This window comes from Shimazuella sp. NTD250 (assembly GCF_059510375.1).
Genome location: NZ_JCAJZS010000002.1, coordinates 188404 through 200797, shown reverse-complemented (window position 1 = coordinate 200797; position 12394 = coordinate 188404). Strand labels below are relative to the sequence as shown.

The 12394-nt window shown below is 38.1% G+C and carries 14 protein-coding genes; 13 read left to right on the top strand and 1 reads right to left on the bottom strand.

Annotation, left to right across the window (positions count from 1 at the left end; translation table 11 throughout):
• The first annotated feature begins 5 nt into the window (after positions 1-5).
• The 10 genes from AC5WOF_RS05795 (at position 6) to AC5WOF_RS05750 (ending at position 7497) form a co-directional block, all read left to right on the top strand.
• A complete protein-coding gene (locus tag AC5WOF_RS05795; protein ID WP_496048999.1) occupies positions 6-431 on the top strand; it encodes a hypothetical protein in 426 nt (141 codons plus the stop codon).
• A 327-nt stretch (positions 432-758) separates the two neighbouring features.
• Positions 759-3077, top strand: a complete 2319-nt coding sequence (locus AC5WOF_RS05790) for a phage tail protein (protein ID WP_496048998.1) — start codon at positions 759-761, stop codon at positions 3075-3077.
• Positions 3070-3939 (top strand): phage distal tail protein, encoded by an 870-nt coding sequence (locus tag AC5WOF_RS05785; RefSeq protein ID WP_496048997.1) that lies wholly within the window; start codon positions 3070-3072, stop codon positions 3937-3939. The genes AC5WOF_RS05790 and AC5WOF_RS05785 overlap by 8 nt, the downstream gene beginning before the upstream one ends.
• Positions 3940-3942: 3 nt before the next feature.
• Complete coding sequence (locus tag AC5WOF_RS05780) at positions 3943-5127, top strand: siphovirus ReqiPepy6 Gp37-like family protein (protein ID WP_496048996.1); 1185 nt, start codon at positions 3943-3945, stop codon at positions 5125-5127.
• A 4-nt stretch (positions 5128-5131) separates the two neighbouring features.
• Positions 5132-6052, top strand: a complete 921-nt coding sequence (locus AC5WOF_RS05775; RefSeq protein ID WP_496048995.1) for a hypothetical protein — start codon at positions 5132-5134, stop codon at positions 6050-6052.
• A 34-nt stretch (positions 6053-6086) separates the two neighbouring features.
• Positions 6087-6221, top strand: coding sequence for a hypothetical protein (locus tag AC5WOF_RS05770; protein WP_496048994.1), 135 nt, complete (start codon positions 6087-6089; stop codon positions 6219-6221).
• Positions 6221-6436, top strand: coding sequence for a hypothetical protein (locus AC5WOF_RS05765; protein WP_496048993.1), 216 nt, complete (start codon positions 6221-6223; stop codon positions 6434-6436). Before AC5WOF_RS05770 ends, AC5WOF_RS05765 begins: the two co-directional genes overlap by 1 nt.
• Positions 6437-6507: 71 nt before the next feature.
• Complete coding sequence (locus tag AC5WOF_RS05760; protein ID WP_496048992.1) at positions 6508-6651, top strand: phage holin family protein; 144 nt, start codon at positions 6508-6510, stop codon at positions 6649-6651.
• Positions 6641-6811, top strand: coding sequence for a phage holin family protein (locus AC5WOF_RS05755; protein ID WP_496048991.1), 171 nt, complete (start codon positions 6641-6643; stop codon positions 6809-6811). The genes AC5WOF_RS05760 and AC5WOF_RS05755 overlap by 11 nt, the downstream gene beginning before the upstream one ends.
• A complete protein-coding gene (locus AC5WOF_RS05750) occupies positions 6811-7497 on the top strand; it encodes a peptidoglycan recognition protein family protein (RefSeq protein WP_496048990.1) in 687 nt (228 codons plus the stop codon). Before AC5WOF_RS05755 ends, AC5WOF_RS05750 begins: the two co-directional genes overlap by 1 nt.
• Before the next feature lie 168 nt (positions 7498-7665).
• On the opposite strand, the gene AC5WOF_RS05745 is transcribed toward AC5WOF_RS05750, so the two are convergent.
• A complete protein-coding gene (locus AC5WOF_RS05745) occupies positions 7666-8850 on the bottom strand; it encodes a helix-turn-helix domain-containing protein (RefSeq protein WP_496048989.1) in 1185 nt (394 codons plus the stop codon).
• A 307-nt stretch (positions 8851-9157) separates the two neighbouring features.
• On the opposite strand from AC5WOF_RS05745, the gene AC5WOF_RS05740 reads away from it, so the two are divergent.
• From AC5WOF_RS05740 to AC5WOF_RS05730, 3 genes are all read left to right on the top strand, one after another.
• On the top strand, positions 9158-9433 hold the full coding sequence (locus AC5WOF_RS05740) for a hypothetical protein (RefSeq protein ID WP_496048988.1): 276 nt from the start codon (positions 9158-9160) through the stop codon (positions 9431-9433).
• A 503-nt stretch (positions 9434-9936) separates the two neighbouring features.
• Complete coding sequence (locus AC5WOF_RS05735) at positions 9937-10974, top strand: HesA/MoeB/ThiF family protein (protein ID WP_496048987.1); 1038 nt, start codon at positions 9937-9939, stop codon at positions 10972-10974.
• Positions 10961-12385 carry an ABC transporter substrate-binding protein gene (locus AC5WOF_RS05730; protein WP_496048986.1) on the top strand — a complete coding sequence of 475 codons (1425 nt, stop codon included), beginning with the start codon at positions 10961-10963 and terminating at the stop codon, positions 12383-12385. The genes AC5WOF_RS05735 and AC5WOF_RS05730 overlap by 14 nt, the downstream gene beginning before the upstream one ends.
• Positions 12386-12394 lie beyond the last annotated feature (9 nt).

Here is a 12394-nt window from a genome sequence, read left to right as displayed (position 1 = left end):
AACAAATGGGAAAATTAACGTTAGCCCTTGCAAAAGGCATTAAACATATCGAGACAGTAACAGTGGAGCATGATGGAGAATCCTATGAGATTGATGTCCGACCACTACGTCATTCTGAATCGAAAGAAGTGCAGTCCATCCTATCTCGTGGTGTAAAGGTCAATCAAAAAATGATAGGAAAAAGCCAATCGAAGGAAGTTCTGGTGGACACGGCAATCTTAACCGAAGCACAATATGACGCATGGATGAAGGCGGCAGCCCTTGGAACAATTGATTCAGAGTGGACAACAGATAGTATTGATAAAACATGGAATCCCAAATGGATTGAACTGGTTGGGGAAAAGATCATGGAACTATCTGGTATCGAATCGATGAAAAAACAAGCGGAAAAAGCTGAGGCAGAAGATATAGATTCCTTTCGTAAAGAGTGAAGAAGCGGAGGAGTTTTATTTTTTTGTCCGACATTTAAAAATGTCTCTGTGTGACTATAACAATCTCACTCTATTACAAAAGAAAGTACTAGTAGAGTATTGGAATCAAGAACAAAAAGAACAGGAAAAGCAGATAAAGAAGGGAGATAGAAGATAATAGCTAATGTAATTGACATCATTGTCAACGGAATAGACAATGCCTCTGATGAATTTAAACACATAGGAGACACAGCAGAAAATGCATTCAAACAAGCAGAAAGAGCAAGTGCTAGACTATCCAACAATTTAAGTAATACAGGAGATCAGGTCTATCAACATTGGAGTCGAATGGGAGCTGCTAGCGATCAAGCAGTTCAACAGTTTAGTCGAATGTCTTCTGTAATACAATCGACACAAAGCAACATTGATAATGCAACTAATCAAATGGCGAATAAATGGGATTTTTTGAGAGATAAAATGGTAGCCTCCAATCAGAAAATGATGACCGAAGCTACCAAATCCCAAAAGGTAATTGATAACCTAACAAGAATGAACGTCCGAGGTTTGGATCAACAATTTCTTAAAATTAGTCATAGTTTGGAGCTAATGGCAAGGCAGGGAAGCGTTACAAACGTAGCATTGAAAGAATTAGGGCCTAATGCTTCCTTCTTGGATTTAAAAAATCAAATCAAGTTAATAAATACAGGTTTAGCACGAATGCAAATGTTGCAAATAGGATTAGGGATTGCGTTTCTTGGGATGAATGTAGGATTAGCGCAGATGTCCAGTATCGTAGATGGTCGCTTATCCCCAGCTTTTGATCGATTCAAATCGACATGGTTAAGTGCCTTAACTCCATTCATCAAAGTTTGGACAACAGTGGTCTTAGCAATTCTTAATTTTGGTACCTCAATTGGAAAAGCTTTTGATGCATTAGCTAAATTGTCGCCTCTCCTATCACAGGTGACATTTGGCTTTATTTATCTCACAGTAGCTCTGACATTATTATTAGCACCGTTAGCGATTGGTGTTAGTACGACGGGAAGTTTTGCTCTTGCTTTCAATGCTTTATGGGCTGCTATATCACCATTCGTAATCGGATTGATGACGGTGATTGGAACTGCAATGGCATGGGCGGCAGCAATCGTTTTGGTTATCGCTGCTATATACTTACTTTGGACTAGGTGCGAAGCCTTTCGAAGTGTTATTCTCAGCGTTTGGGATGCCATAAAAACGGGATTTCAAGCGGTTGTAACCTTTATCATGCCAGCTGTACAAGCAGTTACCGCTTTTTTTATGGCTCAATGGAATAGAGTGGTTCAATGGTGGAATAGTATTCTGCCTACCCTCGTTTCTGCATTCCAAAATATTTGGACTGTGATCTCCGCTATTCTGTCCGTAGCGATGGCTGTCATTCTGGGGATTATTACGGCGGTATGGCCTATTGCCCTAGTCGTAATACAGACCGCTTGGTCTATCATCCAAACAATTATCAGCACGGCGATAACAATTGTCATGAACATCATCAACATTTTTGCTGCTCTTTTCACAGGAAATTGGAGCATGTTGTGGGCTAGTGTGTTAAATATAGTTACAGCTTTGTCAAGTATGCTTGTTGCTTATCTTTCAGCCCTGTGGACAGGGATCATTTCTCTAGCAAGGATTATTTTCACACCTATTATTTCATTCTTTTCTATGGTTCTATCAACAGTGTATAACGTTTTCTCAAGTATATTTTCAGCTATCACTCAAACAGTGTCATCATGGATAACTGCCATTCAATCCATGATTTCTACAGGATGGAATTTTTTGGTTAATTTAGCTGTTGCAATATGGACATCCCTTAAAAACTTCGTAGTCGAGGCATTTCTATGGATGTACAATCACAACTATTATTTTAAAGCTCTTGTCGATTTCATTGTAAACTGCTGGAATACCGCAAAAACATGGACTTTATCCGTGTGGAATACTTTAAAGTCTTTTCTTAGTGGAGTTTTTTCAGGAATCAAATCCGTAGCGACAACAGCCTTCAATGCTTTGAAATCAGTAATTTCCGTTATTTGGGATTTTTTGAAATCAAAAACGTTATCAATTTGGTCTGGTATAAAAAGTGCTATTTCAACTGCTGCTAATTTTTGTAAAAATATCGTGACTTCTGCATGGAATTTTTTGAGGAATGCAACTTCCTCTACTTTCAATTCTGTTAGAAGTACTGTGTCGAGCGTTTGGCACAGTATTGTTTCTACTTTAAGCGGATTAGCAAGTAAAGCATCTTCTTGGGGAAGCAATTTGATGAACATGTTTATCTCAGGGATAAAATCAAAAATTAGTGCCTTGACCTCCATGGTTTCTGGAGTGGCGAAACAAGTAGCAGGGTTTTTGGGTTTTCACTCTCCGACGAAATGGGGACCAGCCTCCGATTCGGATGAATGGGCACCTAATTTTATGCAAATGTTTAGCGATGGCATCGAATCAGGTATACCAAAAATCAGAATGGCAGCAACAAACGCTGTTGATGCTACTTCACAAATCCAGAAACCTACCAATACAACAAGCAGTGCTAGTGACTCAAGACAACAACCAATAATAAGCATCTATGAAGCACAACGCACAACTGATAAAGAAATTTTAGCTGCTTTGAGAAAGGCGGCGTACTTATATGGCTGATCAAGAACAGATATCTTGGATATCTCCTGACAATCAGGAAACCATTTTCACAGTACAAGATTGGATTGACGTGTCAGGGTGGTCTGGTTTCAATGCTCCAGATTTTCAGCATGTCGAAGACCCTATCCCGTTTGAGGATGGGTCTTTTTATCGTCGATCAAAAACACTCCCACGAGAATTGGAACTCGATTTGATTGTATGGGGTGTGAATCGTTCAGACTTATTTCAACGAATTCGAACACTTACCCGCTCTTTGAATGTCTACAAGGGGATTGGAAAGATTCGAGTGATTTCCCCAGATGGAATGGATCGCTCCATCTCTTGTTTATATAAACAGGGATTAGAAGGCAAAGAAGGCAAAGAAGGCAAAGAAGGTGGGATGTCTTGGAGAAAGATGACGCTAACCTTTCGGGCTTTCGATCCCTATTTTTATGGAGGGGAAACATCAGAAGTATTTCAACTCGATCAAAATCCGCCGAAATGGTTTCCATTTTTCCCTTTAAACTTAGGCGGTGATGCAGTTAGTTCTCAAATCGATATTGATTATGACGGGGATGTAGAAACTTTCCCCATGTGGACGATACATGGACCAGGCAACAATCCAAAAATGACTAATCAAACAACAGGAAAAGTATTAACCATAAACAATATAAGTTTGACTAGCTCACAGATAATCACCATTGATACAAAACGTAGAAAAATTATATTAGATGAAAACATCAACATCCTACCATCGCTAGATTATGGTTCTACGTTCTGGACAATAGAATCAGGACAGAACAGTGTAAAAATCGAGATGGCAAACGCTACATCCTTATCATCGATCCAACTTGCCTATAGTACGCGTTATTTGGGGGTTTAGCTTATGTATGAGATATGGATACGTGATAGTTTTTTAGATCGAATAGCACCAATCATCAACTTTACTAAGTTGACTCTCAATATGAATTTTAACGATGTTGGCAAGTGGATATTGGAACTCCCACCAGAGGAAACCGAATCTATCAATACCCTATTAGAAGTGAGACAAGAAGGGGATGGACTTGGAGGAATCATTGTAACTCGTGATGGGGATATCATTTTCTCTGGTCCGATCAGAAACATTGAAATGAATGAAGATTGGTCAAAAGATGGAGATCAAGGCTCCTTTACCGTCATGGGAATCGATGACACAGGACTTTTAGCAACAAGAATGGCTGTTCCTCCAAATCCTAGTGGAGTATACAATTTTTCTCGTGGTACAGGGATCGATTACGATGTTTTCACAGGGAAAGCTGAATCGGCAATGCTTCACCTTGTAGAAAACAACTGTGGTTACTTAGCCGTAGATTCAAGAGCGATTCCCTTGCTTGCTACCACTACCGATGGATTAAAAGGACCAACAATAACCGTCCGAAGCAGATATGATAATTTAATTGATCAACTAAAAACATGTGCGCTGTCAGGAAACTTGGGATTCCGAGTCATTCAATCGTATGATGACTTTTTTGGAATCCCTATTTTATTGTTTGAAGTATTTCAACCGGAAGATGTGACGGGAACCGTTGTATTTTCTAAGGAACGCCGAAATTTATCGGGGTTTCGGTACAATGTGGAAGCACCAGAGGGGAATTACATCTTGTGTGCTGGCGGAGGGGAAGGGACAGCGAGGTATTTTGTAGGCACGGGTGATGAACCATCTAGGCTGTTGTATGGGACAATAGAATATTTCCTTGACCAACGACAGACAACAGTAGAATCCGAATTGCTTCAAGCCTTGTATAACGAACTAGAGGAGCGCACTGAACAGACAGGACTTGAAATATATCCCCTAGATGTTGATGGTACAAGATTTATGGAGGATTACGATTTAGGCTATAAGGCTTCTGTGGAGGTTCGAGGAGAGACAATACAAGATGTTATTCGTTCTGTACAGCTGATATTAGACAAAGATGGAGAAGTAATCACACCGACGGTAGGGACACCGGGTTCAGCGGTAGGAACTACTTTTCGTTTGTTTGATCAGTATAGACGTTTACAAGGAAGAGTTGGGAAAATAGAAAGAAGGTGAAAAGATGCCAACCTATGATTATTTCCCTTTTGATTCTGGAATTGGTGCGAATAGTACCGAATCCAGATGGCGAACGATGTTCCAGAAGTTCAAAACCGATGGAATCATAGTAGAAGGTACATCAATGGATATATCCGCAAATAACTGTGCTGTCTCTGCTGGTTCTGGAATGACAGTCACGATAGTACCAGGGAAGGTTTTTGTTAAAGGACACTTTTTTTCTCACTCTGGTACAAATGAAACGTTGGCTATTGGTTCCAATACCAGCGGATCAACAAGAACTGACCTTGTGGTGTTGCGGTGCGATTTCGTCAATAACACCATGGGATATTTAGTTTTGCAGGGTACGATAACACCCGTACAAAATGCCAATCAATGGGATATCCCACTCTGTAACGTGGCCGTCCCGAATAGCGCAAGTAGTGCATCCAGTTTTACTTTTACGGATCGAAGAAAATTTGCAATTGGGAGTGGTTTAGTTCCTACTATTCGCCGTTCTGGTGCGACTTTTTCTTTGGCTCATAATGCATCTGTCTACACAGCTGTAAATCTCTCTAGCAGTGCGGATTGGGTATCAGATTATCGGATGTACCCAGGGACAGACAATACAAGAGTTTATGTTACACAAGATGGATTCTATAACTTGTATATCACTGCTACTTTCGGAGCTTTGACAGCTGGAACACTTACCGGAAACCCTAGACGAATTATGCGAGCGCGAATAAACGGTTCTGCTGTTACTGCTATTCAACAAATCTATGCACCCAATACAGGCGTTGCGATGTCTGGTAATTCTGTAGAAAGACTCTTAGAAGGCGATTATATACAGTTGGAAGTATTGCAGGACTGTGGATCAGGTACAACATTGAACGTTTCTAGTGCGCAATTAGGATTACATTATTTAAATCCGATATCAGTTTCATAAACGATAGTCACAATAAAATTTGAGGTGATTACAAATGGGAGCAAATACTTATATCGTTAAACAATACGGTGTTTATGTGGATATTGGCTCAGTTGTAGTGTATACGGCTGGACCAAATGATGTTATTAATCATGGTCTAGATTTGGAAAGAGATATGCTGGAATTGTAGTGGGATGGGATGGATTTATCAATGATCCTGATCATGGAAATCTGTATGATAAATACAAAATCAGGTTGTTTCTAGATGATGGGAACGATCTAACGATTACAAGATCGAAACTGCATTACTACACAGCAAAAGTCACACTGAGCTATGCTCCTATGTTACCAACGAATGATGGTACCTTTCGATTGGCAAACGAAGAATTTTTATATGTTAAATAGAAAAAAGCAGTAGAGAGTTTAAACAAAAAGCGCATAGGCGTTTTTATTTTGGCTAAAAAAGGAGCTTTTCCATGGAAATATATTTTAAAACTATCTTAGCAAGTGGAGGAGCCATTGCATCCTATTTGTTCGGAGGTTGGACAATGGCAATTCAGACGTTATTAGTGTTTGTGGTGATCGATTTTATTACAGGCTTCGTGGCAGATGTTGGGTGATGGTCATGTCATTCGTGATGCGACCATCACTTTTTATTTAGCAAATGAAGGATTAAGCATTATAGAAAACAGCGGAAAAATGGGACTACCTGTTCCCTCGGTGATCACACAAGCAATTGAGATATTGAAAGGGAAAGACAAAGAGGAGGACAATAAGTAATGGAAATTAAACAGATGTTGATACCAGCGACAAACACGAAGACAAGGCCAAAGATACCTATGAGTCCTAGCTGGATTACCATCCATGAGACCGATAATTCGAATGCTGGAGCTGATGCAGAGGCACACGCACGATTACAATATAACGGGAATGATAGAACTGCTAGTTGGCATTTTACTTGCGACGACAAAGAAATATGGCAGTCTATCCCCACAAATGAGGTTGCATGGGCATGTGGAGATGGATCAAAGGGCACAGGAAATAGAGAAAGTATATCTGTCGAGCTGTGTGTAAATTCTGATGGTAACTTTGATAAAACAAAACAGAACGCTGTTTGGTTGGTGCAATTTTTAATGAAGAAATACAGCATTCCAATTAGCAATGTGGTTCAGCACAACAAATGGTCGGGTAAAAATTGCCCCAGAAGCCTTCGGAAAAGCGGATGGAATGAATTCATTAATCAAATTAAATCTGGAGGTGCTACAGCTGTGGCAGCATCAAAAACAGTAGAGAGTATGTATGATCTCTCTATTGCTTCTGAATATAAATTGGTTGGAAAGAAAAGCAGCAAGCATACAGATGAGATATGTGAAACGGTAGCGAAGATGATGGAGGGGAATGCAAACTTTATTGTCATTGCAAAGCGTGGTGTAGATATGGAAGTGTTACGGAAGACATTGAAATGAGATGTTTCCGGAGATAAATGAAAACAAAAACATAAAAAGCCGGGGATTTAATTCTCCGACTTTTAATTATACATCTATATCTATACATTGATAGACATGAGTTAGAAATTCGATATAACGTATATTTAGGTAACTAAGTCTGGTAAGTCTTTGGTATTACTACAAATTTTAAGGATCCGGCGACTCGATACCCCATGGAAGAAACAATTCTTCCAACTCAGCTACGCGTTTTTCTTTCGGCCACTTCACATTCAATTCGTTAAAGCTATGAACAAGTTTGTCAAAATAAAGTCGTGACCCAAGATTTTTTGCAAGTGTTGCTGCCTCGGTCAAAATGATAATACTCTGATCCATTTCCCTCTTTTGAAGTTGCACTTCTGCTTGATAATAGAGCAAATCCAATTTCGTGATAGGCTCTATTTCAGGATCGTTGGTTTCTGTCTGCATGGCAATCAATGCTTCATTTGCTTCTTTTGGCTGATTCAGGAAGAGACGAGATTGAGCATCTCCAAAGACGTAGAGTGCGTATCGGGATGCGCGCAAGTATGGATATGCAGGATCTTTCTCAGGTTCGAGGGGGAAATACTTATAGGCCAGTCCCAATGCTCGCATGGTCTCCTGGAATTGTCCACGCATTGCATATACTTCTGCAATACCAGCATATGTTCTTCCTTTCAGCAGTGATGTCGCATGATCCATCAATGATATCGCTTTTTGAAATACATGCAATGCAATACTGCTCCACTTCCGATGAAAAGCGATATTCCCTAACCCAATGAGTGATGCAACTTGTAAATTTACGTCATCAGCGATTTGTCCATACATAAATGCAGATTTTCCAGCTTGTTCTGCTGCATCGAAATTTTCTCGATCAGCAAATAATTCACAGGCCAATAGATGAGCCAACGAAGCGAGTTTGGCAGCTTCCTTCTGAATTGGTGACGATTGACGAGAAAGTGATGCCGTTTGACTGCAATAAAGGGGCAAAATAGCCTCGACCTGATGGGGTTGACCATTGAAGTATAAATCTTGGCAAGCAGCTATTCCTTGTGAAAGCAGATCATTATGCCACAGTTCCTTCGTATTCATTGTGCTGGTGTTGAATAGGGATGTGATGTCATGAATATGAGGCTGATTAATATTTTCTTGTTCTTGACTTTTACTTTTTATCAAGCCAAGTTCTTCAGGTGTCCGCCCGAGACATTTACATAATTGTTGAATACTGTCCATTCTGATCTGCTTTCCACATTCTGCACGTTCAATTGTCGAGAGTGAAAGCTGAGCGAAGTCAGCCAGTTGTTGCTGGTTCCAACCCATTTGAAGCCTTGCTGTTCGTAACAACGTATTTTTCACCATCGTTTCTCCTTTTCTTGTATAAAAACATTAAGATGCCATCACAACTGAAGGATAAATGACGGGTTTCTGACGGATTGAAATACAAAAATTGGTTTATTATCATATTAGAAATATACAAAATGATCTGCTATTTCCTAGTTACGGATATTTTAACATTGGTGATTTAGTAAATGAAAGCTGAGGTCATGATAAAAACGCCACAAGGAGCATCGGTATCTCACAATCAACCAGCTTTCTAGCATTTGTTGGATTAGGTTTTAACCAACAGCAGAAAGATGGGGGGAGAAACGAGATTCTATGAAAATTGAATTTAGATTGGACTATCGATAATAAAACAGTCCCCCATGAAGTTACAAAGGCTTTACAGGTGATTGCAGATAAACATCATCTCTCGGCTGATATGATGCATCAACAGAAGGCGCGAATTATCGAAGAGCTCCATTCCATGGGAAAAAGTTATCTTGTAAAGTTTCTATTCCCAAATAGTATGAATGATGACGAAAGGTGGCTTCATGCTTTGATAAGGATGGAGATCAGGCGATTAGAAGAATTATCTTATTCAGAAATACAGAGAAAGTAAGGTTATTTATTGAGATCAGTTCCCTTTCGAAATGGTGATGAAGGAGGAAAAGGATGGTTATAAAAGGAGAACATGTGCTATCTATTGATGATGAATTGAAACGAGTACTTACTTTAGCGCTTAAAAAATATCAAAAAGATATTGATGAAAAACTAGTGATACAAAAAAGTTAGCTGATGATTGCTTTGTTTCAAATGGAAAAAGGTTTAATCCAGAGAACATTAAGAAGAATGAACCCAGTAAATAAAGATTTATTACCAACTATTGCACCGTCTAACAAGTAGAACAAGATAGATGTATCACCCTAAGTGCTAAGATGTTAATAAATTGCTGAATATTCATACCATTGAAAGGAGGTGTATCACTTGAAAATTAAAAAGATCAAAAAAAACTCACCAAATTTGTCAGATGTTAAACGTTGCTAATCCTACACATAAGAAAATAAAACAAGGGGACCAGCCCAATAAATGGTCCCTTTAAATATTTTTAAGCAGGTGAATAATGTGCTAATAAGATTAGCTGATCATGTTCATGTTGTGGGTTCATCCCAAAGAGGATTTCTATTAAGTGAAGACATTTATAAACTGGAAGATGTGGATCAGTGTCTAATGGAAGGATTACATCTTTTAAAAAGAGGATGCACCAGAGAAGAATTAAATCAAGTTTTAGGAACAGTACGCAGTAAAGAGGTAATAAATACCCTTCAAGAATTGGATTTTATTAAACATGATCAGAACCCTTCCATAAATACAATAACGGAAAAACAATGGTATTATCTTGAGTCACTTGGTTTATCTGCAACAAAAACTCAAGATAATCTCACTCATTCAACGGTAGCTATTATCGGTTTAGGTGGAGTGGGATCAGTTGTTTTTCAACATCTTATTGCAGCAGGGATCAGGTCATTTATTTTGATTGACTATGATCAAGTAGACATCAGTAATTTGAATAGACAGTTTGTCTATAATCGAAGTTCTATAGGCTTTCAAAAGATTGAAGAATGCAAACGGTATGCCAGTAGTATTGATCCAAATATAGAGATTAGTCATTTTGTTGAAAAAATCGATTCCCAAGAGAAATTGCAAATATTTGATTCTCATTCTATTAATCTACTTGTCAATGCTGCGGATTCACCATCCAATTTGACAAAAATCCTCAATCAATACAGTATTATTCAAGGGATACCTTTAATAGATGTGGGTGTAGGACTAAATAGAGGGACTTGGGGCCCATTAATTATTCCCCAAAAAACGCTCTGTATGGAATGTTTTATCAAGCTAGAGATTGGAAAAATGAATGAAGATGAAAAACTTGTGTACTCATTGATGGAAGGGGTTACACAATCGGCATCTTTTGGACCTACAAACACAATCGTATCAACTTTTTTGTCAAAAGATATTATCTTGTTTCTTGCTGGTTTGCACGTTCCATCGATTGGAAAACGTTGGTCTATTGATTTTCAAATGATGGATTTCAGTAATGTTTCATTTTCTGATCAAACGGTGTGTAACTGTTGGAGGTACAAAAATGAAATGGGATAGTCCAAAGATAGTAAAAATACACATTGATACTGACCCATTGAGTATAGAACCTCTTCATTGCTTTGATTATATTGGGCAAGTAATATGCCAGGCTCTGTATGAGCCTTTGTTTACTAGAAATAGGAAAACAGGAGATTGGCAATTAACTGGTGCGAATGATTACATCGTTTCACAAGAAGGATTAAAACATAAATTTTATTTAAATGGTTCACAGAAATGGTCAAACGGAAAGTCTGTAGAAGCTACTGACTATGTGCGTACATTTCATAGACTTTTTCATGAGAAAAGTTCATTAATGCATTATCTTGGTTGCCTTAAAGGTGCGGAGCAAGTGATAGACGGACAATTAGATATCAAAGATCTTGGGATTAGGGCATTGAATCCATTTGTTTTGGAAATTGATTTGGAATACTTTTGTCCCTACTTAGTAGAACTTCTAGGATCGATTTATATTTGTCCGTCTCCACCTAGTGATGAGCTATATAATGGTCCTTTTGTTATCAAAGAATATGTAATAGGGCAGTATATATATTTAGAATCTAATCCATTTTACTCATTAAATTATTCAAAAAAAATCGAAGGTTTGGTATTCTATATCCACAATAACTTGATACAACCTATAGAAGACTTTGAATCAAAGGAACTTGATATAACCTGTAATACCTATTTTCCTTTTGATGAAATTCAAAGATTTAAACAATCAAAGAACTTTCATATGATACCCTCAAGTATTCTCTTTTCACTTCAGTTTGGTTCCTGTGTTGATTTGAAGACAAAAAAATCTCTTTATGATGTAATTGATAAACAAAATCTTGCTGATCAATTACATGAGGGAATAATTTCTTGGGATTCATTTATTCCAAAAGGAATTATCCCAAACGATTATCTGGATTTCTTCCCAACCTGTACAATCATATCTCATTTGCAATCTTCTATTCTACCTATTAAGTCTATTAAATTACTCTATGCTGATTATTACCCAAATAAAGAGGTTTGCCAACAAATTAAATTAACATGGGAAAATGAATACGGTATAAGTGTTGAACTGCTTGGGACTACTTTTGCAGATTTCGTTAATCGAGTAGACAATAACGATTTTGAAGTTTGTTTGTCGCTAACCAGCTCATTATTTTCTGATCCAATTTGTTTCTATTTAAATTACCTATCTCGGATCTCGTCTTTAAATGAGGATATATATATTGAAACATTGGAATCTGCATTAGAACAAACGAATCAGAGAGATAGATGGAAAAGTTATGCAAATGTTAATAAGATATTAGCTGAAGATTTACCCATACTTCCTTTATTCACGGGAAAAAGTATATTTTTGACCAGTTCCAGAGTTAACGGATATACTGTTTTTCCTGATGGAAGTATCTCGTTTCGATCAATAGATATTAAAGAGGCCTAGGTGGATATT